26 protein-coding genes and 1 pseudogene are annotated in these 26900 nt (G+C 51.4%); 14 read left to right on the top strand and 13 right to left on the bottom strand.

The genetic code is table 11. From position 1 onward, the window contains the following. Positions 1–90: 90 nt before the first annotated feature. The 5 genes from aslA to hemC form a co-directional block, all read right to left on the bottom strand. Positions 91–1746 carry an arylsulfatase AslA gene (gene aslA / locus HEN21_RS14915; RefSeq protein WP_176252078.1) on the bottom strand — a complete coding sequence of 552 codons (1656 nt, stop codon included), beginning with the start codon at positions 1744–1746 and terminating at the stop codon, positions 91–93. A 680-nt stretch (positions 1747–2426) separates the two neighbouring features. Continuing rightward, complete coding sequence (hemY, locus tag HEN21_RS14910; protein ID WP_000921807.1) at positions 2427–3623, bottom strand: protoheme IX biogenesis protein HemY; 1197 nt, start codon at positions 3621–3623, stop codon at positions 2427–2429. A gap of 2 nt (positions 3624–3625) precedes the next feature. Next, a complete protein-coding gene (hemX, locus tag HEN21_RS14905) occupies positions 3626–4801 on the bottom strand; it encodes a uroporphyrinogen-III C-methyltransferase (protein WP_000139134.1) in 1176 nt (391 codons plus the stop codon). 21 nt (positions 4802–4822) lie between these two features. Then, positions 4823–5563 (bottom strand): uroporphyrinogen-III synthase, encoded by a 741-nt coding sequence (hemD, locus tag HEN21_RS14900; RefSeq protein WP_105285825.1) that lies wholly within the window; start codon positions 5561–5563, stop codon positions 4823–4825. Then, entirely contained in the window at positions 5560–6501 is a 942-nt protein-coding gene (gene hemC / locus HEN21_RS14895; RefSeq protein ID WP_032147775.1) for a hydroxymethylbilane synthase, read from the bottom strand. The genes hemD and hemC overlap by 4 nt, the downstream gene beginning before the upstream one ends. A gap of 385 nt (positions 6502–6886) precedes the next feature. On the opposite strand from hemC, the gene cyaA reads away from it, so the two are divergent. Further along, positions 6887–9433 carry a class I adenylate cyclase gene (gene cyaA / locus HEN21_RS14890; protein WP_176252077.1) on the top strand — a complete coding sequence of 849 codons (2547 nt, stop codon included), beginning with the start codon at positions 6887–6889 and terminating at the stop codon, positions 9431–9433. Positions 9434–9472: 39 nt separating this feature from the next. On the opposite strand, the gene cyaY is transcribed toward cyaA, so the two are convergent. Further along, positions 9473–9793 carry an iron donor protein CyaY gene (cyaY, locus tag HEN21_RS14885; protein WP_000999936.1) on the bottom strand — a complete coding sequence of 107 codons (321 nt, stop codon included), beginning with the start codon at positions 9791–9793 and terminating at the stop codon, positions 9473–9475. A gap of 47 nt (positions 9794–9840) precedes the next feature. Beyond that, positions 9841–10032, bottom strand: a pseudogene (locus tag HEN21_RS14880) (DKNYY family protein); the annotation flags it as partial. A 179-nt stretch (positions 10033–10211) separates the two neighbouring features. Between HEN21_RS14880 and lptM the strand changes: the two are divergent. The 6 genes from lptM to uvrD all read left to right on the top strand — a co-directional run bounded on the left by lptM (position 10212) and on the right by uvrD (position 15835). Further along, positions 10212–10415, top strand: a complete 204-nt coding sequence (lptM, locus tag HEN21_RS14875) for an LPS translocon maturation chaperone LptM (protein ID WP_000799886.1) — start codon at positions 10212–10214, stop codon at positions 10413–10415. Positions 10416–10451: 36 nt separating this feature from the next. Further along, positions 10452–11276, top strand: coding sequence for a diaminopimelate epimerase (gene dapF, locus HEN21_RS14870; RefSeq protein WP_001160645.1), 825 nt, complete (start codon positions 10452–10454; stop codon positions 11274–11276). Continuing rightward, positions 11273–11980, top strand: a complete 708-nt coding sequence (locus HEN21_RS14865; protein ID WP_021549970.1) for a DUF484 domain-containing protein — start codon at positions 11273–11275, stop codon at positions 11978–11980. Before dapF ends, HEN21_RS14865 begins: the two co-directional genes overlap by 4 nt. Further along, complete coding sequence (gene xerC, locus HEN21_RS14860; RefSeq protein WP_000130704.1) at positions 11977–12873, top strand: tyrosine recombinase XerC; 897 nt, start codon at positions 11977–11979, stop codon at positions 12871–12873. The genes HEN21_RS14865 and xerC overlap by 4 nt, the downstream gene beginning before the upstream one ends. Then, a complete protein-coding gene (gene yigB / locus HEN21_RS14855; protein ID WP_001213584.1) occupies positions 12873–13589 on the top strand; it encodes a 5-amino-6-(5-phospho-D-ribitylamino)uracil phosphatase YigB in 717 nt (238 codons plus the stop codon). The genes xerC and yigB overlap by 1 nt, the downstream gene beginning before the upstream one ends. Positions 13590–13672: 83 nt before the next feature. After that, complete coding sequence (gene uvrD / locus HEN21_RS14850; RefSeq protein WP_000383446.1) at positions 13673–15835, top strand: DNA helicase II; 2163 nt, start codon at positions 13673–13675, stop codon at positions 15833–15835. 135 nt (positions 15836–15970) lie between these two features. On the opposite strand, the gene HEN21_RS14845 is transcribed toward uvrD, so the two are convergent. Then, positions 15971–16735: a phosphodiester glycosidase family protein gene (locus HEN21_RS14845; RefSeq protein ID WP_000951169.1), complete on the bottom strand. Its 765-nt coding sequence runs from the start codon at positions 16733–16735 to the stop codon at positions 15971–15973. Between the two features lie 161 nt (positions 16736–16896). Between HEN21_RS14845 and ysgD the strand changes: the two genes are divergently transcribed. Next, a complete protein-coding gene (gene ysgD / locus HEN21_RS23095) occupies positions 16897–16953 on the top strand; it encodes a YsgD/CorL family protein (protein WP_212723238.1) in 57 nt (18 codons plus the stop codon). 151 nt (positions 16954–17104) lie between these two features. After that, entirely contained in the window at positions 17105–18055 is a 951-nt protein-coding gene (gene corA / locus HEN21_RS14840) for a magnesium/cobalt transporter CorA (RefSeq protein ID WP_000947145.1), read from the top strand. 42 nt (positions 18056–18097) lie between these two features. Here the strand turns inward: corA and HEN21_RS14835 are convergent, their stop codons facing one another. The 4 genes from HEN21_RS14835 to yigI form a co-directional block, all read right to left on the bottom strand. Continuing rightward, positions 18098–18478, bottom strand: a complete 381-nt coding sequence (locus HEN21_RS14835; protein ID WP_000033710.1) for a DUF2628 domain-containing protein — start codon at positions 18476–18478, stop codon at positions 18098–18100. A gap of 16 nt (positions 18479–18494) precedes the next feature. Continuing rightward, positions 18495–18872, bottom strand: coding sequence for a hypothetical protein (locus HEN21_RS14830; RefSeq protein ID WP_032159886.1), 378 nt, complete (start codon positions 18870–18872; stop codon positions 18495–18497). Between the two features lie 94 nt (positions 18873–18966). Beyond that, the gene (rarD, locus tag HEN21_RS14825) at positions 18967–19857 is read right to left on the bottom strand and encodes an EamA family transporter RarD (protein ID WP_000379997.1); all 891 of its coding nucleotides are present in this window, start codon (positions 19855–19857) and stop codon (positions 18967–18969) included. A 198-nt stretch (positions 19858–20055) separates the two neighbouring features. Further along, positions 20056–20523 (bottom strand): acyl-CoA thioesterase YigI, encoded by a 468-nt coding sequence (yigI, locus tag HEN21_RS14820; protein ID WP_001277144.1) that lies wholly within the window; start codon positions 20521–20523, stop codon positions 20056–20058. 165 nt (positions 20524–20688) lie between these two features. On the opposite strand from yigI, the gene pldA reads away from it, so the two are divergent. From pldA to rhtC, 3 genes are all read left to right on the top strand, one after another. Next, entirely contained in the window at positions 20689–21558 is an 870-nt protein-coding gene (gene pldA / locus HEN21_RS14815) for a phospholipase A (RefSeq protein ID WP_001259596.1), read from the top strand. 131 nt (positions 21559–21689) lie between these two features. Next, complete coding sequence (gene recQ / locus HEN21_RS14810) at positions 21690–23519, top strand: ATP-dependent DNA helicase RecQ (protein WP_024192193.1); 1830 nt, start codon at positions 21690–21692, stop codon at positions 23517–23519. 63 nt (positions 23520–23582) lie between these two features. Further along, positions 23583–24203, top strand: coding sequence for a threonine export protein RhtC (gene rhtC, locus HEN21_RS14805; protein ID WP_000928829.1), 621 nt, complete (start codon positions 23583–23585; stop codon positions 24201–24203). 61 nt (positions 24204–24264) lie between these two features. On the opposite strand, the gene rhtB is transcribed toward rhtC, so the two are convergent. Further along, positions 24265–24885: a homoserine/homoserine lactone efflux protein gene (rhtB, locus tag HEN21_RS14800; protein ID WP_000142513.1), complete on the bottom strand. Its 621-nt coding sequence runs from the start codon at positions 24883–24885 to the stop codon at positions 24265–24267. 110 nt (positions 24886–24995) lie between these two features. Here rhtB and pldB point away from each other — a divergent pair, with 110 nt between their 5' ends. Both pldB and yigL read left to right on the top strand, forming a co-directional pair. Beyond that, a complete protein-coding gene (pldB, locus tag HEN21_RS14795) occupies positions 24996–26018 on the top strand; it encodes a lysophospholipase L2 (protein WP_000487634.1) in 1023 nt (340 codons plus the stop codon). Between the two features lie 7 nt (positions 26019–26025). Continuing rightward, positions 26026–26826, top strand: a complete 801-nt coding sequence (gene yigL / locus HEN21_RS14790; protein ID WP_000285345.1) for a sugar/pyridoxal phosphate phosphatase YigL — start codon at positions 26026–26028, stop codon at positions 26824–26826. Positions 26827–26900 lie beyond the last annotated feature (74 nt).

Below are 26900 nucleotides of genomic sequence, written 5' to 3'. Positions count from 1 at the left end.
GTGCCTACATGATCGTGCAAATTCAATAAATTGCAGCGTTCTGTAGGCTGGATAAGATGCATCAGCATCGCATCCGGCAAAGGTCGCGGCTTAGTCAGATTTAATCTGCGCGCGTGGCGGATATTTTTTCAGGATCTCCATATACGCATGCATTTCGGTCTGTAGCGGTACTCCCATCGGAATATGCCGCACGCCGATGGAGTCGCTTTCCTGCGGATCGGTATAGAGATTAAATACCGCAGAGCCCGCCGTTTGCATTACTGTACCGGTGAATCCTCCCTGATATCCACTCTGGGTATAGGCATATGGCTGCTGAATAAGAACATGATATTTGAACTCATCCATACGCACGGCAGCGAGTTGACCATTCAGGAAATAGTGCTCGGCTTTACGATTGGACTGACCGTTTGTTCCGAGGAAGAAAGAAGTCTGATCCACGCCATCGATAAAGGTGGTTTTAGGCACTAAATTTGCCACTTTCGCCCCAGGATGACCCGCCAGATCCAGCGCGGTAGGGAAGAGATCTGCCAGATCGACAATACCGTCAGATTTACGCGGCTGGATCATGCCTTTCCAGTACACGAAAGTCGGTACGCGGACGCCGCCTTCCCAGGTCGAACCTTTAGAGCCACGGAACGGTGTGCGACCGTGTGGCGGCACTTCGGCTTCCGGGCCATTATCGGAGGTAAAGATAATCAGCGTGTTATCGAGCTGACCGTTTTTCTCCAGTGCTTTATACAGGTTGGCGAACACATCGTTCATCTCAACCATACAGTCGCCGTAAGAGGTGCGCGCCGGAGAACTTCCCGCATATTTTGCGTTCGGGTAGTTATCAAAGTGACAGCCGCGAGTGCCGTAATAGAGGAAGAAAGGTTTGTCGCTTTTTGCCATTTTATCGAGGAAATTAACGCCATATTCCATCCAGCGTTGATCCAGATCTTCCATATATTTCGGCGTAATGTCGGCAATGGCTTTTTGCTCACCGCCGCGCACGGCATGAACGTCATCTTTGCTGAACGGTAATTGTTTGATGTATTCAGAACGATCCGGGCTCAGGGCGACTTCCGGATTTACGTGAACATCGCGCCATTCGGTATACATATCGGACACTGAGTTGAAGCCACGGAAATCATCGAAGCCGACGTTCTGCGGCTGCGACTCTTTGTTTTCCCCCATGTGCCATTTCCCGATGGCTTGAGTGACATAGCCTTGATCATGCAGCAGTTGCGGTAGTGTCGTTAACCCTTGCAGACCGCCAGGTTGTCCGTACATCGGCGGCATCAAAATGCCGTGGTGGATGGAATACTGTCCAGTGAGAATCGTTGCGCGGGTTGGTGAAGAACTGGGTTGTGAATAAGCAGACGTTAAAATCAGCCCCTGGCTGGCAACGGCGTCAATGTCTGGCGTTGGATTACCCACCGCCACGCCGCCGCCGTTAAAGCCAACGTCCATCCAGCCCACATCGTCCAGCAAGAAAACAACCACGTTCGGTTTCTTGCCGGTTTTTTTCTCAAGTTCTGCCAGTTTCTGCTGGGTTTCTTTATCCTGCGCCGGGTGCTGCATTACTGGCATCATATTATCGGCAATTTGGGTTGCCGGTTTAACCAGATATTGATTTGGGTGATCGTATCCGGCAAAGCCTTTGCGTGCGGTGGCAGTTGACGGGGTATCTGCTGCACTGGCCATAAGGGGAATAGCAGTGGCAACAGCAATAACAAGGAGTTTGGGTGAAAAAGAAATTTCCATGCGAAATGCTCCGGTTTCCTGTCATCAAAACGACGACGTAATTAAGCATTGATAATTGAGATCCCTCTCCCTGATAAAATAATTATATAAATAATTTATGGAAATATATTATTTATATACCGTGGAAATAAATATGAATATCAGGAGAGCATTTTCAATCCTACCTCCAGTGTGGCGGATATGTAAGGCTGGTTTATTATATAATATTGATTATTGATGCTATTTTGATTTTGAATTCAATTAATATTTATATTGCCTATTTAACGACTTTAACTATTCATGAAGTATATAACCAAAGGCTGCCAGATTTGAGATAACATTCACCAATGTAATTATTGCAAGTGAATGAAAACAGGGTGCAGAATTATCTCATAACAAGTATTAAAGGATGTTATTTCCTTGTCCTATATGGCATAATGATTGAGTAGATGCTCATTCCATTTCTTATGTTCGCCTTAGTGCCTCATAAACTCCGGAATGACGCAGAGCCGTTTACGGTGCTTATCGTCCACTGACAGATGTCGCTTTTGCCTCATCAGACACCATGGACACAACGTTGAGTGAAGCACCCACTTGTTGTCATACAGACCTGTTTTAACGCCTGCTCCGTAATAAGAGCAGGCGTTTTTTTATCCCTTCAGGAAAGGCCCGGAGGCTCTGTGCCTCCAGGTGAGAAAGGATTACTGTGGCGGGTTATTCTGTAACGTTAGCATTAAACCGTCGCGGCGCATCGCGGCGGCTTCTTCCGGTTTGTGCAGTCTGTCCAGCACGTCGGCAAGCCATGCATAATCATAAGCGTCCGGGCGTTGTTTCAGCGCCGCGCGGAAGGCGAGGGATGCTTCCTGCCATTCGCCATGCTTCATCAGCGACTGACCCAATGTGCTCCATAACAGCGGGCGATCGCCCACGTTTTTGATCTGTTGACGCAGCACTTTTTCCAGTTGTTCTGGATTGTTGGTTTTCAGGCGTGGGATCGGCAGCAGCAAACGATCGTCATACTGGTGTTTCAGGCCGTCGATGATAATTTGCTGGGCGGTGTCATGGTCATCACATTCAATAAGGTGTTCCGCCATTGCCACCTGCAACGCCACCTGATGACGCGTTTTCCGGCTTTGATTTTTCCACCAGTTACGCAAGCCTTCACTACCGTCATCAGCCCGCGCCTGATCCATCAGGCCAATCCATGCCTGTTGTTCCAGTGCTGCGCGGTGTTCTTCATCGCTAACGTGGGCTTTCGCCATTGATGGGATGATGTCCAGTAGCGAACTCCATGCGCCCGTGCGGATATAAGCCTGTTCAGCCAGACGTAATACTTCTGGATGGCGTGGCGTTACTTCCAACAACTTATCCACGCCGTGGCGTGCCGCATGGTTTTCATTACGCGCCAGTTGCAGGCGAACGCGGGCGATTTCTACCGGAATAGTATCATTGCCCGCCAGTTCTGCCGCGCGTTCCAGATGCTGATTGGCGCGCGATTCATCACCACGCTGTTGCGCGGCTTCGGCAGCCAGCAAATAGTTCACTACGGGTTGCTCAGCATGATCGGCATTTTTCGCCATCAGCTTTTCGACTTGCTGATAATCGCCTTCCGCCAGTTTCAGCAGCGCCTGCTCGGTCTGTTTACGCGCGCGGCGACGCTTACGGCCGACAAACCAACCGCGAGTGTGTGCGCCTGTGCGGAAAATCCGTCGCAGTAACCATTCGATAGCAAACAGCACCACCATCGCCAGAATCAAAATGATTGCCAGTCCCGTGACGCTGGTTTCGATATTGTAGTTATCCGTTTGGATCAGCACGTAACCCTGGTGTCCGGCAATCATTGGGCCGACGACGATGCCTGCAATCAGCAACACAAAGAGCAATAACACTTTTAGCATGGTTATTCTCCTTGCGGCGCGGCTGCCGGTGTATCAGCTTGCGGTGCAGGTGCAGCCTCCGCTACTGGTGTTACTGGTTGCGCCAGCAGATTGCGCACGCGAGTCTGCATCAGTTTTTCCAGCATTGCCTGGCTTTGCAGGGTTTCCGGGAGATCCATCGAGATATTTTGCTGACTTAACTGATCCACCTCGTCGAGGAACGCTTTGGTGGTGGCATCGTCAGTATCGTAGTAAGCACGTACCCAGGTGGAGACGTTCTCCAGCGCCTGGCGGTAAGTCTCTTGCTGATGACGTGGCACAGCTTGTGCAGCGACCAGCAGGCGAGAGCGAATATTTTCGCGCAGATAGATATCCTGATTCGGCGCTAACAGCGGTACGGCGGTGTCATCACGACGGCGAATCGTAATGAAGTTGTCCATAAAGTTCTGCCAGCTTTTTTGCAGATTGATGCGCCATTCGCTGATGGAGCTGGAAAGCTCTTCACCATCGGAATCCATCGGCGAACCGTCGCTATCATTATCGGCCAGACGCAGGTTATCAACCTGATTAGAAAGCTGATTCAGCTTGAGGATGATGCCGTCATAATCTACCTGTGAGACCGCAGAAAGGCTGGCGATATCATCGGTAATTGCCCGGCGAACGGTAATCAGACTCGGGTCATTCATATCCGCCAGACTGGCGTCTGCGCTTTTCAGCAATGCCGCAGCGGTAGTGACGTCCTGATCGCTCCACAATTTACGTCCGGCGAGCTTCACCAGGAAATCAGCCTGCGCCAGCAGCCAGGTTTTGGCGTCACTACCTGAAATAGTGGCGACCTTTTGTTGAACTTCATCCAGCTTTTTGGCCAGCGTTTCTTGCTGACGATTTGCCTGCTCTAACTGCGTAGCCTGTTGTTTTATGATGCTTTCCAGCTCGGCTTTTTGGCTCTCCTGGGCTTTTTGCAGAGCCGCGAGTTGGTTAGCCAGAACATCGCTGGTGGCCGTCTGACTGACGGCCTGTTGTTTACCCCAGCCATACAAACCGACACCTGCAGCCAGAGCAATAGCGATAGCCACCGCACTTAAAATTAGAGCAGTACTGTTATTACTCTTTTTTTCTACTGTGACAGATTGTGGCGTGGTGTCCACGACCTCCCTGGTCTCTTCAACCACGGCGGAGGTTTTTTCTTGTTCCGTCATTATGGCTTCCTGTTATGAGAGTTATTGTAATGCCCGTAAAAGCGCATCGTTGTCTGCGTTATCGGCGACCTTAATATCTTGCCAGCCCAGTTCCCGGGCGAGTTTCGCCAGACGCTCGCTGACGACCAGTAGTCGACAGCGTAGTAACCAGTGCTCACGATACCATCGTGGAATCAGCGACCAGAGCTGTTGCAGCATTTCACCGCTGGTAACAACGATCGTTGTCACTTCGCGAGACTGCCAGCGCATCGCTTCTTCTGCACCATCGTAATGAATGGCGCATCGTTGATAACATTCGCAAAAAATGACTTCAGCACCGCGTGCCGTCAGGGTATCCCCGATCAGCTCACGACCGCCGTTGCCACGTAAAATTAGCGCACGTTTGCCTGCAATATTTTGTAATTCAGGTAATTGTAGCAAGACTTCGCTGATTTCCCGATCCTGCGGATAACGAACTTCGTGTCCGCTCACGGTATGCAGCGCCAGTGCGGTAGTGCGACCAATGGCGAAATAATCGGGTAGGGCGGGCCACTTGAGACCTTGCTGATGCAGCTGTGACTGTGCAAAAGCAACGGCATGTTGCGAAAGGGCAAATACCAGATCGCCTTCGCTCAGTGCCGCCAACTGGTCGGCAAGTTGTGGCAGTTGCCGACCCGGAGAAAACTCAATCAGCGGAAAATGCCAGGCCACCTGTCCCAGTGCGCGCAGACGGCTCACTAACTCTTCTCCTGCGGGAGATGGACGGGTGACCAGGATACTCATGCTGGCGCATCTCCGCTGTAGACTTCGGCGAGGATCTCGCGCGCGCCGTTATTCAGTAGCTCTTCCGCCAGCGAAATGCCCATTTGCTCGGCATCCTGCGGCGAACCACGGCGCTCACCGCGAATAATCTGCGAACCGTCCGGTGCGCCAACCAGCGCACGCAGCCAGATTTCGCCATTGATAAGTTCGGCATAGCTACCAATCGGCACCTGACAACCGCCTTCGAGGCGGGTATTCATGGCGCGTTCGGCGGTGACGCGTAGCGCAGTTTCGTGGTGATTCAGCGCGGCGAGTACCTCGCGGGTGCGCGAATCATCAAGGCGGCATTCAATGCCTACAGCACCTTGTCCTACTGCCGGAAGAGAAATTTCAGGCGGCAGCGCAGCACGAATGCGAGACTCCAGTCCTAAACGTTTTAAGCCAGCTACGGCAAGAATAATGGCATCGTATTCGCCATTATCCAGTTTACTCAGACGAGTACCGACATTGCCGCGCAGAGAACGGATAATGAGATCCGGACGGCGTTCAGCCAGTTGGCACTGGCGGCGTAAGCTGGAAGTTCCGACGATGCTGCCTGCGGGTAACGCATCCAGACTGTCATAGTTATTGGAAACAAAGGCATCGCGAGGATCTTCGCGCTCGCAAATGGTGACCAGCCCCAGTCCTTGCGGAAATTCAACCGGCACATCTTTCATTGAATGCACGGCGATATCGGCACGGTTTTCCAGGAGCGCGACCTCCAGCTCTTTCACAAATAAGCCTTTTCCGCCAACCTTCGCCAGCGGCGTATCAAGAATCACATCGCCGCGCGTTACCATCGGCACCAGTTCAACCACCAGCCCTGGATGGCTCGCCATCAATTTGTCTTTGACATAATGTGCCTGCCAGAGTGCAAGTGGGCTTTGGCGTGTGGCAATTCTTAAAACATTGTCTAACATGCTTGTTACCGTCATTATCATCCATGGTCCATCCTAACATCCTTGCCGGAGCGATGTCAGTGTTGTGGTGAAACGTCGATGCCTGTGCAAAACGTAAAATGTAGCCAGGCGCTGGTTCCTGACAGGCGCTTCAAGCCGTCGTAATAAGGAATTTACAGAGAATAAACGGTGCTACACTTGTATGTAGCGCATCTTTCTTTACGGTCAACCGGCAAGGTGTTAAATTGATCACGTTTTAGACCATTTTTTCGTCGTGAAACTAAAAAAACCAGGCGCGGAAAGTGGTACGGTTACCTTTGACATACGAAATATCCCGAATGCCGCGTGTTTCCGTTGATGTTGGCGGAATCACAGATATGACGGGTAGCAAATCAGGCGATACGTCTTGTACCTCTATATTGAGACTCTGAAACAGAGACTGGATGCCATAAATCAATTGCGCGTGGATCGCGCGCTTGCTGCTATGGGGCCTGCATTCCAACAGGTCTACAGTCTGCTGCCGACATTGTTGCACTATCACCATCCGCTAATGCCGGGTTACCTTGATGGTAATGTTCCCAGAGGCATTTGCCTTTACACGCCTGATGAAACCCAACGCCACTACCTGAACGAACTGGAACTGTATCGTGGAATGTCAGTACAGGATCCGCCAAAAGGCGAGCTTCCGATTACTGGCGTATACACCATGGGCAGCACCTCGTCTATAGGGCAAAGCTGTTCCTCCGACCTGGATATCTGGGTCTGCCATCAATCCTGGCTCGATACCGAAGAGCGCCAGTTACTACAACGTAAATGCAGCCTGCTGGAAAGTTGGGCCGCCTCGCTGGGCGTGGAAGTCAGCTTCTTCCTGATTGATGAAAACCGTTTCCGCCATAATGAAAGTGGTAGTCTGGGGGGCGAAGATTGTGGCTCTACCCAGCATATACTGCTGCTTGACGAATTTTATCGTACCGCCGTGCGTCTTGCCGGTAAGCGTATTCTGTGGAATATGGTGCCGTGCGACGAAGAAGAGCATTACGATGACTACGTAATGACGCTCTACGCGCAGGGCGTGCTCACGCCTAATGAATGGCTGGATCTCGGTGGCTTAAGCTCGCTTTCCGCTGAAGAGTACTTTGGCGCCAGCCTTTGGCAACTCTACAAAAGCATCGATTCTCCGTACAAAGCGGTGCTGAAAACACTGCTGCTGGAAGCTTATTCCTGGGAATATCCAGACCCACGCCTGCTGGCGAAAGATATCAAACAGCGTTTGCACGATGGCGAAATAGTGTCATTTGGTCTCGATCCTTACTGCATGATGCTGGAGCGCGTTACTGAATATCTGACGGCAATTGAAGATTTCACCCGTCTGGATTTAGTGCGTCGCTGCTTCTATTTAAAAGTGTGCGAAAAACTCAGCCGCGAACGCGCTTGCGTAGGCTGGCGTCGTGAAGTATTAAGCCAACTGGTAAAAGAGTGGGGATGGGACGAAGCCCGTCTGGCGATGCTTGATAATCGCGCCAACTGGAAGATTGATCAGGTGCGTGAAGCGCACAACGAGTTGCTTGATGCGATGATGCAGAGCTACCGTAATCTGATCCGCTTTGCCCGTCGCAATAACCTTAGCGTTTCCGCCAGCCCGCAGGATATCGGCGTGCTGACGCGTAAACTGTACGCTGCGTTTGAAGCATTACCGGGGAAAGTGACGCTGGTAAACCCGCAGATTTCACCGGATCTTTCCGAGCCAAACCTGACCTTTATTTATGTGCCGCCGGGTCGTGCCAACCGTTCAGGTTGGTATCTGTATAACCGTGCGCCGACAATCGAGTCGATCATCAGTCATCAGCCGCTGGAATATAACCGCTATCTGAATAAGCTGGTGGCCTGGGCGTGGTTTAATGGCTTGCTGACATCACGGACGCATCTGTTTATTAAAGGCAACGGCATTGTCGATCTGCCTAAGTTGCAGGAGATGGTGGCTGATGTGTCGCACCATTTCCCGTTGCGTTTACCTGCGCCGACGCCGAAGGCGCTCTACAGCCCCTGTGAGATCCGCCATCTGGCGATTATCGTCAACCTGGAATATGACCCGACGACAGCGTTTCGTAACCAGGTAGTACATTTCGATTTCCGTAAGCTGGATGTCTTCAGCTTTGGCGAAGAGCAAAAATGCCTGGTGGGTAGTGTTGACCTGTTGTATCGCAATTCATGGAACGAAGTGCGCACGCTACATTTCAACGGCGAGCAGTCGATGATTGAAGCCCTGAAAACCATCCTTGGCAAAATGCATCAGGACGCCGCGCCGCCGGATAGCGTAGAAGTCTTCTGTTATAGCCAGCATCTGCGCGGATTAATCCGTACTCGCGTGCAACAACTGGTTTCTGAGTGTATCGAACTGCGTCTTTCCAGCACTCGCCAGGAAACCGGGCGCTTCAAGGCGCTGCGTGTTTCTGGTCAAACCTGGGGCTTGTTCTTCGAACGCCTGAATGTGTCTGTGCAGAAACTGGAAAATGCTATCGAGTTTTATGGCGCTATTTCGCATAACAAACTGCATGGTTTGTCAGTGCAGGTTGAGACCAATCACGTCAAATTACCGGCAGTAGTGGATGGCTTTGCCAGCGAAGGGATAATCCAGTTTTTCTTCGAAGAAACGCATGATGAGAACGGTTTTAATATCTACATTCTCGATGAAAGCAATCGGGTTGAGGTGTATCACCACTGCGAAGGTAGCAAAGAGGAGCTGGTGCGTGACGTCAGCCGCTTCTACTCGTCATCGCACGACCGTTTCACTTACGGCTCCAGTTTCATCAACTTCAACCTGCCGCAGTTCTATCAGATTGTGAAGGTCGATGGTCGCGAACAGGTCATTCCGTTCCGTACCAAATCTATCGGCAACATGCCGCCAGCCAATCAGGATAATGACACGCCGCTGTTACAGCAGTATTTTTCGTGATGAGTATGCCGGAAAGCGAGGCTTATCCGGCATGAAATCTTAACGGAAGCTCACCGTCTCTCCCGCCTGCTGCGTCGCCGCCTGTTCCAGCAAATCCCAGAAGGTTTCGCCACTGCGATCGCAAATCCACTCGTCGCCTTTCAGATCAAAGTGGTAGCCGCCCTGTTTGGTTGCCAGCCACACCTGGTGCAGTGGTTCCTGGCGGTTGATAATAATTTTGCTGCCATTTTCAAAGGTAATGGTCAGTACGCCGCCGTTGATTTCGCAGTCGATATCGCTGTCGCCATCCCAATCGTCCAGGTGTTCTTCAATGGTTAGCCACAGTTGGTCAGCCAGGCGATGAAATTCACTGTCGTTCATTGTTGTATCCTGTTTTTAGGTGATGGCGGCAGTATAGCGGCATGGGGTCAGGGCTTCAAAGTTTGCCCGTCTGCTGCATTCCGGCATGATTCCTCCGTCACCGGAATAATAATGTCTCTGTTTTGAATCTCACGCACATCTTCCTCTCTGAAGTGTGTTTTCGCCGGGCAGGGGAATGGCATAACCCTTACCTCTGTATCGATCCAGGTATAAACATTGCGATAGTACATAAAGCCATCCTGGCGCGAGGTGTCGATCACGAAACTACCAGCAAAACATAAATCCTCTCTTGTAAGCGTTATACTCGCAGCAATTCCTCACTTTTCAGACTTCATAAAGAGTCGCTAAACGCTTGCTTTTACGTCTTCTCCTGCGATGATAGAAAGCAGAAAGCGATGAACTTTACAGGCAATCCATAATGAAAAACGTGTTTAAAGCACTCACTGTATTACTTACTCTTTTCAGCCTGACGGGCTGCGGTCTGAAAGGTCCGCTCTATTTCCCGCCCGCAGATAAAAACGCGCCACCGCCGACCAAACCGGTAGATACGCAAACACAATCCACGTTGCCGGATAAAAACGACCGCGCCACTGGCGATGGCCCATCTCAGGTGAATTACTAAAAGTCAGTTTCTGTACCCGCGTGAATGGAGTAGATAATGCAGTTCTCGAAAATGCATGGCCTTGGCAACGATTTTATGGTCGTCGACGCGGTAACGCAGAATGTCTTTTTTTCACCGGATCTGATTCGTCGCCTGGCGGATCGGCACCTGGGTGTGGGTTTTGACCAGCTACTGGTGGTTGAGCCGCCGTACGATCCAGAACTGGATTTCCACTATCGCATTTTCAATGCTGATGGGAGTGAAGTGGCGCAGTGCGGCAACGGCGCACGCTGCTTTGCCCGCTTTGTACGCCTGAAAGGGCTGACAAATAAGCGCGATATTCGCGTCAGTACTGCCAATGGTCGGATGGTACTGACCGTCACCGATGACGATCTGGTTCGGGTAAATATGGGCGAACCAAATTTCGAACCTTCCGCCGTGCCGTTTCGCGCCAACAAAGCGGAAAAGACCTATATCATGCGCGCCGCCGAGCAGACAATCTTATGCGGCGTGGTGTCGATGGGAAATCCGCACTGCGTGATTCAGGTCGATGATGTCGATACTGCGGCGGTAGAAACACTGGGGCCTGTTCTGGAAAGCCACGAACGTTTCCCGGAACGTGCCAACATCGGTTTTATGCAAGTGGTTAAGCGCGAGCATATTCGTTTACGTGTCTATGAACGTGGTGCAGGAGAAACCCAGGCCTGCGGCAGCGGCGCGTGTGCGGCGGTAGCGGTAGGAATTCAGCAAGGTTTGCTGGCCGAAGAAGTTCGTGTGGAACTCCCTGGCGGTCGCCTTGATATTGCCTGGAAAGGTCCGGGTCATCCGTTATATATGACGGGTCCGGCAGTACATGTTTACGACGGATTTATTCATCTATGAAGCAACCAGGGGAAGAACTACAGGAAACACTCACGGAGCTTGATGACCGGGCGGTTGTCGATTACCTGATTAAAAATCCTGAGTTTTTTATCCGCAATGCGCACGCAGTAGAGGCAATTCGAGTGCCGCATCCGGTACGTGGCACCGTTTCGCTCGTCGAATGGCATATGGCTCGCGCGCGTAACCATATTCATGTTCTGGAAGAGAACATGGCGCTGTTGATGGAACAGGCTATCGCCAACGAAGGCCTGTTTTATCGCTTACTCTATTTGCAGCGCACTCTTACTGCCGCCAGCAGTCTCGACGACATGCTAATGCGCTTTCATCGGTGGGCACGCGATCTTGGCCTGGCGGGTGCGAGTCTGCGCCTGTTCCCGGATCGTTGGCGTTTAGGCGCGCCGTCGAACCATACCCATCTGGCATTAAGCCGTCAGGCTTTCGAACCTCTGCGTATTCAGCGTCTGGGGCAGGAACCGCATTATCTGGGGCCGCTTAACGGGCCTGAATTGCTGGTGGTGCTGCCGGAAGCGAAAGCGGTGGGATCGGTGGCGATGTCGATGCTGGGAAGTGATGCTGATCTTGGTGTGGTGCTGTTCACCAGCCGTGATGCCAGTCACTATCAACAAGGGCAGGGAACGCAGTTACTCCATGAAATTGCGCTGATGATGCCGGAGCTTCTGGAGCGTTGGATTGAACGCGTATGACCGATTTACATACCGATGTGGAACGCTACCTACGTTATTTGAGCGTGGAGCGTCAACTTAGCCCGATTACCCTGGTTAACTACCAGCGGCAGCTTGAGGCGATCATCAATTTTGCCAGCGAAAACGGCCTGCAAAGCTGGCAACAATGTGATGTGGCGATGGTGCGTAATTTTGCTGTACGCAGTCGTCGTAAAGGGTTGGGAGCGGCAAGTCTCGCATTACGGCTTTCTGCGCTACGTAGCTTTTTTGACTGGCTGGTCAGCCAGAACGAGCTCAAAGCTAACCCGGCGAAAGGTGTTTCGGCACCGAAAGCGCCGCGTCATCTGCCGAAAAATATCGACGTCGATGATATGAATCGGCTGCTGGATATCGATATCAACGATCCCCTCGCTGTACGTGACCGGGCAATGCTGGAAGTGATGTACGGCGCGGGGCTGCGTCTTTCCGAACTGGTGGGGCTGGATATCAAACACCTCGACCTGGAGTCCGGCGAAGTGTGGGTGATAGGAAAAGGTAGCAAAGAGCGCCGCCTGCCGATTGGTCGTAACGCCGTGGCGTGGATTGAGCACTGGCTTGATTTACGCGACCTGTTTGGCAGCGAAGACGACGCACTTTTCCTGTCGAAACTGGGTAAACGCATCTCTGCGCGTAACGTACAAAAACGCTTTGCCGAATGGGGCATCAAACAGGGGCTGAATAATCACGTTCACCCGCATAAATTACGTCACTCATTCGCCACGCATATGCTGGAGTCGAGCGGCGATCTGCGTGGTGTGCAAGAGCTGTTGGGTCATGCCAATCTCTCTACCACGCAAATCTATACTCATCTTGATTTTCAACACCTTGCCTCGGTGTATGATGCGGCGCATCCACGCGCCAAACGGGGGAAATAATGCGTTTTTACCGGCCTTTGGGGCGCATCTCGGCGCTCACCTTTGACCTGGATGATACCCTTTACGACAACCGTCCGGTGATTTTGCGCACCGAGCGAGAGGCGCTTACCTTTGTGCAAAATTATCATCCGGCGCTGCGCAGCTTCCAGAATGAAGATCTGCAACGCCTGCGTCAGGCGGTACGGGAAGCGGAACCCGAGATTTATCACGACGTGACGCGCTGGCGTTTTCGCTCGATTGAACAAGCGATGCTTGATGCCGGGCTGAGTGCCGAAGAGGCCAGTGCAGGCGCACATGCTGCGATGATCAACTTTGCCAAATGGCGCAGTCGGATCGATGTTCCGCAGCAAACGCACGACACCTTAAAACAGCTGGCGAAGAAATGGCCGCTGGTGGCGATCACCAACGGTAACGCACAGCCGGAACTGTTTGGTTTGGGCGACTACTTTGAGTTTGTGCTGCGCGCTGGCCCACACGGACGCTCGAAGCCGTTCAGCGATATGTACTTTCTGGCGGCAGAAAAACTCAATGTGCCGATCGGCGAGATCTTACATGTAGGTGACGATCTTACCACCGACGTGGGTGGGGCGATCCGCAGCGGAATGCAGGCCTGTTGGATCAGACCGGAAAATGGCGATCTGATGCAAACCTGGGACAGCCGTTTACTGCCGCATCTGGAAATTTCCCGGTTGGCATCTCTGACCTCGCTGATATAATCAGCAAATCTGTATATATACCCAGCTTTTTGGCGGAGGGCGTTGCGCTTCTCCGCCCAACCTATTTTTACGCGGCGGTGCCAATGGACGTTTCTTACCTGCTCGAAAGCCTTAATGACAAACAGCGCGAAGCGGTGGCCGCGCCACGCAGCAACCTTCTGGTGCTGGCGGGCGCAGGCAGTGGTAAGACGCGCGTACTGGTGCATCGTATCGCCTGGCTGATGAGCGTGGAAAACTGCTCGCCGTACTCGATTATGGCGGTGACCTTTACCAACAAAGCGGCGGCGGAGATGCGCCATCGTATCGGGCAACTGATGGGCACCAGTCAGGGCGGCATGTGGGTCGGCACCTTCCACGGGCTGGCGCACCGCCTGCTGCGTGCGCACCATATGGACGCCAACCTGCCGCAGGATTTCCAGATCCTCGATAGCGAAGACCAACTGCGCCTGCTTAAACGTCTGATCAAGGCGATGAATCTCGACGAGAAGCAGTGGCCGCCACGTCAGGCAATGTGGTACATCAACAGCCAGAAAGATGAAGGACTGCGTCCGCATCATATTCAGAGCTACGGTAATCCGGTGGAGCAAACCTGGCAGAAGGTTTATCAGGCGTATCAGGAAGCGTGTGATCGCGCGGGTCTGGTGGATTTCGCGGAACTGCTGCTACGCGCGCATGAGCTTTGGCTTAACAAGCCGCATATCCTTCAGCACTATCGCGAACGTTTCACCAACATTCTGGTGGACGAATTCCAGGATACCAACAACATTCAGTATGCGTGGATCCGTTTGCTGGCGGGCGATACCGGCAAAGTAATGATTGTTGGTGATGACGACCAGTCAATCTATGGCTGGCGTGGGGCGCAGGTCGAGAATATTCAGCGTTTCCTCAATGATTTCCCCGGTGCCGAAACTATTCGTCTGGAGCAAAACTACCGCTCTACCAGCAATATTCTGAGCGCCGCCAACGCCCTGATTGAAAACAACAATGGGCGTCTGGGTAAAAAACTGTGGACCGATGGTGCGGACGGTGAGCCGATTTCCCTCTATTGCGCCTTTAACGAACTCGACGAAGCGCGTTTCGTGGTTAACCGCATCAAAACCTGGCAGGACAACGGCGGGGCGCTCGCTGAGTGCGCTATCCTCTACCGTAGCAACGCCCAGTCGCGTGTACTGGAAGAAGCTTTATTGCAGGCCAGTATGCCGTATCGCATTTACGGCGGGATGCGCTTCTTCGAACGTCAGGAAATCAAAGATGCGCTCTCGTATCTGCGCCTGATTGCCAACCGCAACGATGACGCGGCATTTGAGCGCGTGGTCAATACGCCAACGCGGGGTATTGGTGACCGGACGCTGGACGTAGTGCGCCAGACATCGCGCGATCGCCAGTTAACTCTCTGGCAGGCGTGTCGTGAACTGTTGCAGGAAAAAGCTCTCGCTGGTCGTGCTGCCAGCGCCTTGCAGCGGTTTATGGAACTGATCGACGCCTTAGCGCAGGAAACTGCCGATATGCCGCTGCATGTACAGACTGACCGGGTAATTAAAGACTCCGGCCTGCGCACCATGTACGAGCAGGAGAAAGGCGAAAAAGGCCAGACGCGTATCGAAAACTTAGAGGAACTGGTGACGGCAACGCGCCAGTTCAGCTACAACGAAGAAGACGAAGATTTAATGCCGCTACAGGCGTTCCTCTCCCATGCGGCACTGGAAGCAGGTGAAGGGCAGGCGGATACCTGGCAGGATGCGGTACAGCTGATGACGCTGCACTCGGCGAAAGGTCTGGAGTTCCCGCAGGTGTTTATTGTCGGTATGGAAGAGGGCATGTTCCCAAGTCAGATGTCGCTGGATGAAGGCGGGCGTCTGGAAGAAGAACGCCGTCTGGCCTACGTTGGTGTAACCCGCGCGATGCAGAAACTGACGCTGACTTACGCGGAAACCCGCCGCCTGTACGGCAAAGAAGTTTACCATCGCCCGTCGCGCTTTATCGGCGAGCTACCGGAAGAGTGTGTGGAAGAGGTGCGCCTGCGCGCCACGGTAAGCCGCCCGGTCAGCCATCAGCGTATGGGTACGCCGATGGTCGAGAACGACAGCGGTTACAAGCTCGGCCAGCGCGTGCGCCACGCCAAATTTGGTGAAGGCACTATCGTCAATATGGAAGGCAGCGGCGAACATAGCCGTTTGCAGGTGGCGTTCCAGGGCCAGGGAATCAAATGGCTGGTGGCGGCTTACGCCCGGCTGGAGACGGTATAACGTTGCCGGATGCGGTGCTGTGCACCTTATACGGCCTACAAAATCATGCAGATTCAATAAATTGTGGCCGGATAAGGCGTTTACGCCGCATCCGGCATCAGCACCATATTCAGTATCTGACACAAAACGATCATTCTAACTTTTCTGCTCGACGGAAATCATGGTAACAAAAGGATAGCGTTGCCACGGGATTGCTCCGCCTTTCATATACATATGCGAGATCGTGCCATCAAGATAAAGCAGCTGCTCGACGTCCAGTTTTGCTTTGGCATAGCAGGCAAAATCATAAAAATTTGTCGCCTGCTGGCTCAACAAAAACACAGCGTTCCCTTGTTTATTTATCCCTACACCGTTACGAATTTTACGCGAGGCAACATTCGGGTGAATGCGCGGATTAATTACGCCGTTTTCTAACAACATTGGCCCTGACTGCACTGCGAACTGAATCTCTTTACTGGCTTTAAATGCCTGCAGCGGAACGATAGCGGCTTTATCTCCCGCGACATAAAACACGCCGCCAGGACGGATAAAGAAGTTCCCTTCCCCTGAGGCGAGATTTAGCGCCACCTTCTGCTGACCGTTTTCGATGTACAAACCGAGCGGCGCATAGCTTTCATCATAGATGCCGCCGTTCATCACCATCTGAATTTGCCCCTGGCTATTAATATCCGCCAGCAGCGCCTGTAACGTTCCCCACGCTTCGCCATTGGCTTTTTGCCAGTACATTTTCACCCGCTCTGTCTGAGGGTTAACGGTATACGCCTGTACTGTCAGCGACGGATCTGAGAGCGCGCAGTCATCAGCAGCAACAGCAAACAAGGGGAGTAAGACGAGGGCGAGAAAAATCCGTTTGAGATTCAAGGTGATCATTCCTTTACCAATGAGTAGCCGATGCGCCATTATAGGTCCTGGCTGTGTGATTTTTTTATCCTGTTAACGACCTTGACGAGTACCAAAAAGCGCGAAGTTCAACTATTGTTCTGTGGTGTTCCGTTGCGTGTTGACGGCAAAATTTTGCTGGCGTAACATGCGCGCACGATCACTCTAAGAGGACATTCGCCTTGGACACACCCAGTAGATACTGGCTCATTATCCTGTCATCCAGGATCAACTCCTAAGGCTATCCCCTTTTGCTGATAGCCTTAGCGGTTGTCAGCGACCTCAATTTTTCCCGTCGCGCTGAGTCAGGCTGTTTAATGGTCTGAAACCCAATTTGTTTCTGTGTGCCCACCGAACTGTCCGATATTTTAAGCATTGGGAGTCCCGGTCATGCTGAGCGCATTTCAACTGGAAAATAACCGACTGACCCGGCTGGAAGTCGAAGAGTCACAACCCCTTGTAGATGCAGTATGGATTGATCTTGTCGAACCGGATGACGACGAGCGACTGCGCGTACAATCTGAACTTGGCCAGAGCCTGGCAACCCGCCCGGAACTGGAAGACATCGAAGCATCGGCGCGTTTCTTTGAAGACGATGATGGCCTGCATATTCACTCCTTCTTCTTCTTTGAAGATGCGGAAGATCACGCCGGTAACTCCACTGTGGCATTTACCATCCGTGATGGTCGCCTGTTTACTCTGCGTGAGCGCGAGCTGCCTGCATTCCGTCTGTATCGTATGCGCGCCCGTAGTCAGTCAATGGTTGACGGTAACGCCTACGAGCTGCTGCTGGATCTGTTCGAAACCAAAATCGAACAGCTGGCGGATGAAATTGAAAACATCTACAGCGATCTGGAGCAGTTGAGCCGGGTAATTATGGAGGGGCATCAGGGCGATGAGTACGACGAGGCGCTCTCCACACTGGCGGAACTGGAAGATATCGGCTGGAAAGTTCGTCTGTGTCTGATGGATACCCAGCGCGCGCTCAACTTCCTGGTACGCAAGGCGCGTTTACCTGGCGGGCAACTGGAGCAGGCGCGTGAAATCCTGCGAGATATCGAATCCCTGCTGCCGCATAACGAATCCCTGTTCCAGAAGGTAAACTTCCTGATGCAGGCGGCGATGGGCTTTATCAACATCGAGCAGAACCGCATCATCAAAATCTTCTCAGTGGTATCCGTCGTGTTCCTGCCGCCAACGCTGGTCGCTTCCAGCTACGGGATGAACTTTGAGTTTATGCCAGAACTGAAGTGGAGTTTCGGCTACCCAGGCGCGATTATCTTTATGATTCTCGCGGGTCTGGCACCGTATCTGTACTTTAAGCGGAAGAACTGGTTGTAAAAAACGAGAGCGGTGGCTTAGCCTGGCTAAGCCACCTGTTATTTAGAGGCTCCAGGTATCAATACCCTTTACTTCTTTTTCATAGAACCATTTATTTGTGCTAACAGCAACATAGCCTGCTACAGCGAATCCCAGTACATTAACGCCAATTAATGCACCAATCAATAGTGAGAGAATGCCAAGTAATAGAACTATAATTGCTTTTTTCCATAATCCCAGGACAAATAAATATATCCAGGAGAAGAAAAAAGCAATGAAATTCATTTGAATAGTTAATCGTTGCCTTATTTTTAATGCTTTAAATGCTGTTTTATATTCTGGTGTTGCCCCCCAGAATCCAGGAAAACCATATTGGTCATAAAAATTAAATCGGTATTTCCATTTTTCACTTAATGAACCATCGTTCATATATCCCTTACTCATAAATACTCCGTAACTATTATTTTGATGAATCAGTAGGTGCAAGTATTAGCATACTGAAAGTGGTAAAATAGCAAATTAAGAAAATCATTGAACCATTGCCTGAACAATCAAAATGTTCGGCAATCATGGTGATGATAGAGATGGTATAGACAGCCAATGTGCAAAAAATATACGTTTTTATATACGTGAAACCACTATCACGGAGTCGTTGGCAATTCATATTGATGACGAGATAATGGAGAAGAATGGTAGATATTATAACAAAAAATCCTGATCCGGCCTCGCCAGAAAAAGCAATAAGTAAGACACAAACTAAATTTGTTAAAATAAATGAAAACAAATAACGGCGTCTGGAAATCTTGCCTTTAGATGTTGGCATAAATATACGTAACATTGATTTTACATCCCTGTGTGATTCTCCTGCCAGCATGGCAATATGCCCACTCTCATGCAAGAGCAGGCACATTTTTTCAGAATATATTTATTTTTTATTTGGACGTTCTACGCTGCGTATAAATCGCATCCATCACAAAAATTGCCAGCGCCACCCAAATAAAGGCGAAAGTCACCATCTTATCGGCACCCGGTGTTTCACCATAAAACGTCACGGCCAGCAGGAACATCAGCGTCGGGCCAATGTACTGGAAAAAGCCTAACGTTGAGAGACGCAGGCGCGTGGCGGCGGCGGTAAAACACAACAGCGGTACAGTGGTGACAACACCAGCGGCGATCAGCAGTAAATTCAGCGACATTGGGTTTTTCCCCATATGGCTGGTAGAACTATCAGCAATAGCAAACAGGTAAATCGCCGCCACGGGTAGCAGCCACATGGTTTCGATTAACATGCCTGTTTGAGCTTCAACCGCAATCTTCTTGCGTACCAGGCCGTAGAAGGCAAAACTAAATGCCAGTCCCAGTGCGATGATTGGCAGCGAACCAAAGGTCCAGAGCTGGACCAGCACACCACAAATCGCCAGAATCACTGCCAGCCATTGCATCCGGCGGAATCGCTCGCCGAGGAAAATCATCCCCAGTAATATATTCACCAGTGGATTAATAAAGTATCCAAGACTGGCCTCTAGCATATGGTGATTGTTCACTGCCCAGATAAACAGTAACCAGTTGCCACCAATTAGCACAGCAGAGACTGCCAGCATAAATATTTTCTTCGGCGTCTGAATCAGGGTTTTTAAATAGGACCACTGGCGGCTGATGCTCATCAACACCACCATAAAGAAAAACGACCAGATTACACGATGCGTCAGGATCTCATCAGCAGGTACGTAATAAATCAGTTTGAAGTACGCAGGTGCAATACCCCAAATAAAATAAGCGGCAAGAGCGAGTAATACGCCCTGCCGCGTTTGTTTTGTATCCATTGGAAAACTCATTTTTTGTTGTTAATTACAGTTTACCTGCTCAGATGGCTGACAAAGTGCGCTTTGTTCATGCCTTACCCAACCTACAAAAGAATGCAAATTCAATACATTGCATTTCTCTGGTAGGCCTAATAAGCGTAGCGCATCAGGCAATTTGCGTTTGTCATCAGTTTCAGCAGTTTACCTGCTTTTAGATTTTCAACCTACCATATAGGTGGCGGTAGCACTGGCAATATAAAGCTGTTCTTCATTGTGCAGTTCGACACGGGCGACGGCGACTTTATTACCCGCACGTAACAGGCTACTGGTGGCTGTAAAACGCTCACCCCTGCCTGGACGCAGATAATCGACGCGAAGATCAATGGTGCCCATCCGCGATAGTCGCTGGCGTAGTTCATCTTCATTAATGGTTTCGTGACGCGTTAAAGTGCTGCCTACACATACCAGACCAGCGGCGACATCCAGCGCCGACGCAATCACCCCGCCGTGCAAAATACTTTGCGCCCAGTTACCGACCATCATTGGCTGATTATTAAAGGCCAGCTGCGCAAATTCTTTTTCGTAACGCTCCAGTTCCATCCCCAATGCCCGGTTAAACGGCATGTGATAGACAAACATTTCACCCACTAATTTCAGGGCTTGTTCAGCGGTCAGTACAGCAGACATATCATCCTTACACTTCGTTGGTTAACGAAATGTTGATTTTATGCTTCTTTGTTGTTGGTTTCTACTTTAGGAAGGGATAACTAACGGCAATTGAGTTAAGTATGTAAAATAGCCCGCAGAAAAAATATTCATCTAATCAATAATTCGTTACGGAGAACACGATCGATGCGGACTCTACTGGGCTGCTTGTTGCCAGTGTGTATGCTGCCGATAGTGGCAAATGCACAAGAAGCAACGGTGAAAGATGTGCATGATGCGCCTGCAGTACGTGGCAGCATCATCGCCAATATGTTGCAGGAACATGATAATCCTTTCACCCTTTATCCTTATGACACCAACTACATCATCTATACCCAGACCAGCGATCTGAATAAAGAAGCGATTGCGAGTTACGATTGGGCAGAAAACGCGCGTAAGGATGAAGTGAAGTTCCAGTTAAGTCTGGCGTTTCCGCTTTGGCGTGGGATTTTGGGGGCAAACTCTGTTCTGGGTGCATCTTACACCCAAAAATCCTGGTGGCAGCTTTCTAATAGCGAAGAGTCATCGCCGTTTCGTGAAACTAACTATGAACCGCAACTGTTCCTCGGTTTTGCTACCGATTACCGCTTTGCTGGCTGGACACTGCGCGATGTGGAGCTGGGGTACAATCATGACTCTAACGGGCGTTCCGACCCGACGTCCCGTAGCTGGAACCGTATCTACACCCGCCTGATGGCAGAAAACGGCAACTGGCTGGTGGAAGTCAAACCGTGGTATGTGGTGGGTAATACTGACGATAACCCGGATATCACCAAATATATGGGTTACTACCAGCTTAAAATCGGCTATCACCTCGGTGATGCGGTGTTGAGTGCGAAAGGACAGTACAACTGGAATACCGGTTACGGTGGTGCGGAGTTAGGCTTAAGTTACCCGATCACCAAACATGTGCGTCTTTATACTCAGGTTTACAGCGGTTACGGCGAATCGCTCATCGACTATAACTTTAACCAGACCCGCGTCGGTGTGGGGGTTATGCTAAACGACCTGTTCTAATACGAGTTGATTGAAAGGCAAACCTGGAATCCAGCATCCAGGATTATCCTGCCAGAGACTAAAAGCATTGCAGTTTCTCGCGCAGACGCTGAAAATAGCGCCTGTTTTTATTTCAGGCAATCGGGGTGAATGTGGCGCAGGCGGAAGTGTTGAATCTGGAGTCCGGAGCTAAACAGGTTTTACAAGAAACCTTTGGCTACCAACAGTTTCGCCCCGGCCAGGAAGAAATTATCGACACCGTACTTTCCGGTCGCGATTGCCTCGTCGTCATGCCAACTGGCGGCGGAAAATCCCTGTGCTATCAAATCCCTGCGTTGTTATTGAACGGTCTTACTGTCGTTGTTTCACCACTGATTTCCTTGATGAAAGACCAGGTGGATCAACTGCAAGCCAACGGTGTAGCGGCGGCGTGCCTTAACTCGACGCAAAACCGAGAGCAGCAGCTTGAAGTGATGACAGGCTGCCGCACCGGGCAAATTCGCCTGCTGTATATCGCGCCGGAACGCCTGATGCTGGATAACTTCCTTGAACACCTGGCGCACTGGAATCCTGTCTTATTAGCCGTTGATGAAGCGCATTGTATTTCCCAATGGGGTCACGATTTCCGCCCGGAATATGCTGCGCTCGGTCAGTTACGCCAGCGTTTCCCGACGCTGCCGTTTATGGCGCTAACCGCTACAGCCGATGACACCACCCGCCAGGATATCGTGCGCCTGCTGGGGCTTAACGATCCGCTGATTCAAATCAGTAGTTTTGACCGCCCGAATATTCGCTATATGTTGATGGAGAAGTTCAAACCGCTCGATCAACTGATGCGTTACGTGCAGGAACAACGCGGTAAGTCGGGGATTATTTACTGTAATAGTCGTGCGAAGGTAGAAGATACCGCCGCGCGCCTGCAAAGCAAGGGGATTAGCGCAGCAGCGTATCACGCCGGGCTGGAAAACGATGTCCGCGCCGACGTGCAGGAAAAATTTCAGCGCGATGACCTGCAAATTGTGGTGGCGACCGTGGCGTTCGGTATGGGCATCAACAAACCTAACGTCCGCTTCGTGGTGCATTTTGATATTCCGCGCAATATTGAATCCTACTATCAGGAAACAGGTCGCGCCGGGCGTGATGGCCTACCTGCGGAAGCAATGCTGTTTTACGATCCGGCAGATATGGCGTGGTTGCGCCGCTGTCTGGAAGAGAAGCCGCAGGGGCAGCTACAGGATATCGAGCGCCATAAACTCAATGCGATGGGGGCGTTTGCCGAAGCGCAAACTTGCCGACGCCTGGTACTGCTGAATTATTTTGGCGAAGGGCGTCAGGAACCGTGTGGGAACTGCGATATCTGCCTCGATCCGCCGAAACAATACGATGGTTCAAACGATGCGCAGATTGCGCTTTCTACCATTGGTCGTGTGAATCAGCGGTTTGGTATGGGCTATGTGGTGGAAGTGATCCGTGGTGCTAATAATCAGCGTATCCGCGACTATGGTCATGACAAACTGAAAGTCTACGGCATGGGGCGTGATAAAAGTCATGAACACTGGGTGAGCGTGATCCGCCAACTGATTCACCTCGGTCTGGTGACGCAAAATATCGCCCAGCATTCTGCGCTACAACTGACAGAGGCCGCGCGTCCGGTGCTGCGTGGCGAATCCTTTTTGCAACTCGCGGTGCCGCGTATTGTCGCGCTCAAACCGAAAGCGATGCAGAAATCGTTTGGCGGCAATTACGATCGTAAACTGTTCGCCAAATTACGCAAACTGCGTAAATCTATTGCCGATGAAAGCAATGTCCCGCCGTATGTGGTGTTTAACGACGCTACCTTGATTGAGATGGCTGAACAGATGCCGATCACCGCCAGCGAAATGTTGAGTGTAAACGGTGTCGGGATGCGCAAGCTGGAACGCTTTGGTAAACCGTTTATGACGCTGATTCGCGCTCATGTCGACGGCGACGACGAAGAGTAGTCAGCGGCACAAAAAAGTGCCAGGATGAACATTCCGTAAACGTTTTCCCCGCGAGTCAAATGTATGTTGATGTTATTTCTCACCGTTGCCATGGTGCACATCGTGGCGCTTATGAGCCCCGGTCCCGATTTCTTTTTTGTCTCTCAAACTGCCGTTAGCCGTTCGCGTAAAGAAGCGATGATGGGCGTGCTGGGCATAACCTGCGGCGTCATGGTCTGGGCAGGAATCGCGCTGCTTGGTCTACATTTGATTATCGAAAAAATGGCCTGGCTACATACGCTGATTATGGTTGGCGGAGGCCTGTATCTTTGCTGGATGGGTTACCAGATGCTGCGCGGTGCGCTGAAAAAAGAGGCTGTTTCTGCGCCTGCGCCACAGGTAGAACTGGCGAAAAGCGGGCGCAGTTTCCTGAAAGGCTTGCTGACCAATCTCGCGAATCCGAAAGCGATTATCTACTTTGGTTCGGTGTTCTCACTGTTTGTCGGCGATAACGTCGGCACCACCGAACGCTGGGGCATTTTCGCGCTGATTATTGTCGAAACGCTGGCGTGGTTTACCGTTGTTGCCAGCCTGTTTGCGCTACCGCAAATGCGCCGGGGTTATCAACGTCTGGCGAAGTGGATCGACGGTTTTGCCGGAGCGTTATTTGCCGGATTTGGCATTCATTTGATTATTTCGCGTTGATGCCAGACGCATCATCAGAGTAGGTCGGATAAGGCGTTTACGCCGCATCCGACATTATTTTTCACGCATGTCTTGCCGATGCCAACAGCGCCCCCACCAGCATAAACAACGAGCCGAAAATCTTATTCAGCGCCTTCATCTGCTTCGGCCCTTTAATCCAGAGTGCGATCCGTTGGGCGAGGGTGGCGTAACCGATCATCACAATAATATCGACCACAATAGTGGTGACGCCGAGCACGATATACTGCATCAGTTGCGGTTGCTGCGGCATGATAAATTGCGGAAATAGCGCAGCCAGAAACACAATACTTTTGGGATTAGTAAGATTCACAAACACTGACCGCTGGAACAGGTGGCGGCGCGATTGGGTAGGAGCCAGCGATTTAAGATCAATTGCACCAGCGGCGCGCCACTGCTGGATTCCCAGCCAAATCAGGTAAGCCGCGCCTGCCCACTTCAACACTTCAAAAGCAATAACCGAGCGGGAAAATAGCGTTCCCAAACCCACGCCAACCAGCACAATATGAATCGCCAGTCCGGTCTGAAGCCCTGCAATAGACGCTACCGCGCCGCGATAACCGTGGTTGAGCGAAGTGGTCATGGTGTTGATTGCGCCAGAGCCTGGCGAGAGGCTTAAAATGATCGATGTTAGTAAGTAGGCGAACCACCATTCAAAGGTCATGGGAATCTCCCGGATAGTCTATTTTTGTGCCACAATACGCTACTGTCGCAGCGTTGTGTCAGGCACGCTTAAAAAAACGATTTTACGTGGTTTAAGAGGCAGATTACCCGATGTTTCAGCAGCAAAAAGACTGGGAAACAAGAGAAAAAGCGTTTGCTGCTTTTACGATGGGGCCACTGACCGACTTCTGGCGTCAGCGGGACGAAGCAGAGTTTATCGGCGTGGATGACATTCCGGTGCGTTTTGTCCGCTTTCGCGCTCCGCAACATGATCGGGTAGTCGTCATTTGTCCGGGGCGTATTGAGAGCTATGTAAAGTATGCGGAGCTGGCCTACGACCTGTTCCATCTGGGGTTTGATGTGTTAATCATCGACCATCGCGGTCAGGGGCGTTCCGGTCGACTGTTAGCCGATCCGCATCTCGGGCATGTTAATCGCTTTAATGATTATGTTGATGATCTGGCGGCGTTCTGGCAACAAGAGGTCCAGCCAGGTCCGTGGCGTAAACGCTATATACTGGCGCACTCGATGGGCGGTGCAATCTCCACGCTGTTTCTGCAACGTCACCCCGGCGTATGCGATGCCATTGCGCTAACTGCGCCAATGTTTGGGATTGTGATTCGTATGCCATCATTTATGGCGCGGCAGATCCTTAACTGGGCAGAAGCGCACCCACGTTTTCGTGATGGCTATGCGATTGGCACCGGGCGCTGGCGCGCGCTGCCGTTTACCATCAATGTTCTGACCCACAGCAGACAGCGATATCGACGTAATTTGCGTTTCTATGCTGATGACCCAACGATTCGCGTCGGTGGGCCGACCTACCATTGGGTACGCGAAAGTATTCTGGCTGGCGAACAGGTGTTAGCCGGTGCGGGTGATGACGCCACGCCAACGCTTCTCTTGCAGGCTGAAGAGGAACGCGTGGTAGATAACCGTATGCACGACCGTTTTTGTGAACTCCGCGCCGCAGCGGGCCATCCTGTAGAAGGGGGGCGGCCGCTGGTAATTAAAGGTGCGTACCATGAGATCCTTTTTGAAAAGGACGCAATGCGCTCAGTCGCGCTCCACGCCATCGTTGAATTTTTCAACCGGCATAACTCACCCAGCGGAAATCGCTCTATAGAGGTTTAAATTTCTTATGTATCAGGTTGTTGCGTCTGATTTAGATGGTACGTTACTTTCTCCCGACCATACATTATCCCCTTACGCCAAAGAAACCCTAAAACTGCTCACCGCGCGTGGCATCAACTTTGTGTTTGCGACGGGTCGCCACCACGTCGACGTGGGGCAAATTCGCGATAATCTGGAGATTAAGTCTTACATGATTACCTCCAATGGCGCGCGCGTGCACGATCTGGATGGTAATCTGATTTTCGCGCATAACCTGGATCATGACATTGCCAGCGACCTGTTTGGTGTAGTCAACGACAACCCGGACATCATTACTAACGTTTATCGTGATGATGAATGGTTTATGAATCGCCACCGCCCAGAGGAGATGCGCTTTTTTAAAGAAGCGGTGTTCAAATATGCGCTGTATGAGCCAGGATTGCTGGAGCCGGAAGGCGTCAGCAAAGTGTTCTTCACCAGTGAGTCTCATGAAACACTGTTGCCGCTGGAGCAGGCTATCAACGCTCGCTGGGGCGATCGCGTCAACGTCAGTTTCTCTACCTTAACTTGTCTTGAAGTGATGGCGGGTGGCGTTTCGAAAGGCCATGCGCTGGAAGCGGTAGCGAAGAAGCTGGGCTACAGCCTGCAAGATTGCATTGCCTTTGGCGATGGAATGAACGACGCCGAAATGCTGTCGATGGCGGGGAAAGGCTGCATTATGGGCAGCGCGCACCAGCGCCTGAAAGATCTGCATCCGGAACTGGAAGTGATTGGAACTAACGCCGACGACGCGGTGCCGCATTATCTGCGTAAGCTCTATTTATCGTAATCGTTCTTTATTTGGTCAGTTGTCAACCTGATACTTCGCTACAATGGATACTCGTTAATCAAAGAGTTTTCCAT

Origin of the sequence: Escherichia sp. 93.1518 (assembly GCF_013368915.2) — a bacterium.
In the GTDB taxonomy this organism is placed as follows: domain Bacteria; phylum Pseudomonadota; class Gammaproteobacteria; order Enterobacterales; family Enterobacteriaceae; genus Escherichia; species Escherichia ruysiae.
Note: the sequence above shows the minus strand (reverse complement) of the source record. Positions and strands in the feature narration are given on the sequence as shown.

Coding starts and splice junctions, on each gene's coding strand:
- aslA (WP_176252078.1), bottom strand. CDS start 1,746: ATGGAAATTTCTTTTTCACCCAAACTCCTTGTTATTGCTGTTGCCACT.
- hemY (WP_000921807.1), bottom strand. CDS start 3,623: ATGCTAAAAGTGTTATTGCTCTTTGTGTTGCTGATTGCAGGCATCGTC.
- hemX (WP_000139134.1), bottom strand. CDS start 4,801: ATGACGGAACAAGAAAAAACCTCCGCCGTGGTTGAAGAGACCAGGGAG.
- hemD (WP_105285825.1), bottom strand. CDS start 5,563: ATGAGTATCCTGGTCACCCGTCCATCTCCCGCAGGAGAAGAGTTAGTG.
- hemC (WP_032147775.1), bottom strand. CDS start 6,501: ATGTTAGACAATGTTTTAAGAATTGCCACACGCCAAAGCCCACTTGCA.
- cyaY (WP_000999936.1), bottom strand. CDS start 9,793: ATGAACGACAGTGAATTTCATCGCCTGGCTGACCAACTGTGGCTAACC.
- lptM (WP_000799886.1), top strand. CDS start 10,212: ATGAAAAACGTGTTTAAAGCACTCACTGTATTACTTACTCTTTTCAGC.
- dapF (WP_001160645.1), top strand. CDS start 10,452: ATGCAGTTCTCGAAAATGCATGGCCTTGGCAACGATTTTATGGTCGTC.
- HEN21_RS14865 (WP_021549970.1), top strand. CDS start 11,273: ATGAAGCAACCAGGGGAAGAACTACAGGAAACACTCACGGAGCTTGAT.
- xerC (WP_000130704.1), top strand. CDS start 11,977: ATGACCGATTTACATACCGATGTGGAACGCTACCTACGTTATTTGAGC.
- yigB (WP_001213584.1), top strand. CDS start 12,873: ATGCGTTTTTACCGGCCTTTGGGGCGCATCTCGGCGCTCACCTTTGAC.
- uvrD (WP_000383446.1), top strand. CDS start 13,673: ATGGACGTTTCTTACCTGCTCGAAAGCCTTAATGACAAACAGCGCGAA.
- HEN21_RS14845 (WP_000951169.1), bottom strand. CDS start 16,735: ATGGCGCATCGGCTACTCATTGGTAAAGGAATGATCACCTTGAATCTC.
- corA (WP_000947145.1), top strand. CDS start 17,105: ATGCTGAGCGCATTTCAACTGGAAAATAACCGACTGACCCGGCTGGAA.
- HEN21_RS14835 (WP_000033710.1), bottom strand. CDS start 18,478: ATGAGTAAGGGATATATGAACGATGGTTCATTAAGTGAAAAATGGAAA.
- HEN21_RS14830 (WP_032159886.1), bottom strand. CDS start 18,872: ATGTTACGTATATTTATGCCAACATCTAAAGGCAAGATTTCCAGACGC.
- rarD (WP_000379997.1), bottom strand. CDS start 19,857: ATGGATACAAAACAAACGCGGCAGGGCGTATTACTCGCTCTTGCCGCT.
- yigI (WP_001277144.1), bottom strand. CDS start 20,523: ATGTCTGCTGTACTGACCGCTGAACAAGCCCTGAAATTAGTGGGTGAA.
- pldA (WP_001259596.1), top strand. CDS start 20,689: ATGCGGACTCTACTGGGCTGCTTGTTGCCAGTGTGTATGCTGCCGATA.
- rhtC (WP_000928829.1), top strand. CDS start 23,583: ATGTTGATGTTATTTCTCACCGTTGCCATGGTGCACATCGTGGCGCTT.
- rhtB (WP_000142513.1), bottom strand. CDS start 24,885: ATGACCTTTGAATGGTGGTTCGCCTACTTACTAACATCGATCATTTTA.
- pldB (WP_000487634.1), top strand. CDS start 24,996: ATGTTTCAGCAGCAAAAAGACTGGGAAACAAGAGAAAAAGCGTTTGCT.
- yigL (WP_000285345.1), top strand. CDS start 26,026: ATGTATCAGGTTGTTGCGTCTGATTTAGATGGTACGTTACTTTCTCCC.